This window comes from Corynebacterium sp. HMSC05D08 (assembly GCF_001807215.1).
GTDB classification, from domain to species: domain Bacteria; phylum Actinomycetota; class Actinomycetes; order Mycobacteriales; family Mycobacteriaceae; genus Corynebacterium; species Corynebacterium striatum.
The window spans coordinates 1-1,542 of sequence record NZ_KV788317.1 but is presented as its reverse complement, the minus strand read 5'-3'; the positions used below and the strand labels follow the sequence as shown (position 1 = coordinate 1,542).

The 1,542-nt window shown below is 53.4% G+C and carries 1 rRNA gene; it reads right to left on the bottom strand.

The features are described 5' to 3' along the window. Positions 1 to 21: 21 nt before the first annotated feature. Positions 22 to 1,542 (bottom strand): 23S ribosomal RNA (locus HMPREF3148_RS13810); the annotation flags it as partial.

Genomic DNA, 1,542 nt, shown 5'->3' with positions numbered 1-1,542 from the left:
TTGTTTGTGCACGGTAGTGTCGTGTGTGTTTGTTTTGGTCTATTAGTACCAGTAGACTCCACACCTTGCGGTGCTTCCATGTCTGGCCTATCAACCCCATAGTCTTTAGGGGACCTCAAATGAAACCTCATCTTAAAACAGGCTTCCCGCTTAGATGCTTTCAGCGGTTATCCCTTCCGTACGTAGCCAACCAGCGATGCCCCTGGCGGAACAACTGGCACACTAGAGGTACGTCCGTCCCGGTCCTCTCGTACTAGGGACAGCCTTCTTCAAGTTTCAACGCGCGCGGCGGATAGAGACCGAACTGTCTCACGACGTTCTGAACCCAGCTCGCGTGCCGCTTTAATGGGCGAACAGCCCAACCCTTGGGACCTACTCCAGCCCCAGGATGCGACGAGCCGACATCGAGGTGCCAAACCATCCCGTCGATATGGACTCTTGGGGAAGATCAGCCTGTTATCCCCGGGGTACCTTTTATCCGTTGAGCGACACCACATCCACAAGTAGGTGCCGGATCACTAGTCCCGACTTTCGTCCCTGTTCGAGCTGTCACTCTCACAGTCAAGCTCCCTTGTGCACTTACACTCACCACCTGATTGCCAACCAGGCTGAGGGAACCTTTGGGCGCCTCCGTTACATTTTGGGAGGCAACCGCCCCAGTTAAACTACCCACCAGGCACTGTCCCCAACCCAGATCATGGGCCAAGGTTAAGGTATCCAATCCGATCAGAGTGGTATTTCAACAACGACTCCACGCGTGCTGGCGCACACGCCTCATAGTCTCCCACCTATCCTACACAAACCGAACCGAACACCAATACCAAGCTATAGTGAAGGTCCCGGGGTCTTTTCGTCCTGCCGCGCGTAACGAGCATCTTTACTCGTAGTGCAATTTCACCGGGCCTGTGGTTGAGACAGCAGGGAAGTCGTTACGCCATTCGTGCAGGTCGGAACTTACCCGACAAGGAATTTCGCTACCTTAGGATGGTTATAGTTACCACCGCCGTTTACTGGGGCTTAAATTCTCAGCTTCACCAAGCAAAGCTTGATTAACCGGTCCTCTTAACCTTCCAGCACCGGGCAGGCGTCAGTCCATATACATCAACTTAACGTCTTCGCATGGACCTGTGTTTTTGATAAACAGTCGCTTCCCTCTATTCTCTGCGACCCCACAACGCTTCCCACCGCAAATGGGTGTTCACGCCATAGGGTCCCCCTTCTCCCGAAGTTACGGGGGCATTTTGCCGAGTTCCTTAACCACAGTTCACCCGAACGCCTTAGTATTTTCAACCTGACTACCTGTGTCGGTTTGGGGTACGGGCCGAGTATATACATCGCTAGAGGCTTTTCTCGACAGCACGGGATCACCAACTTCACCAATTAAGGCTACGCATCACGTCTCAGCATAACAAGTGCGGATTTACCTACACCATCACCTACACGCTTACACCAACAATCCACTAAGCGGCATGGCTACCCCACTGTGTCACCCCATCGCTTGAACCACACATCAGGCCCCACGGCTTGCCACCATGTTAACCC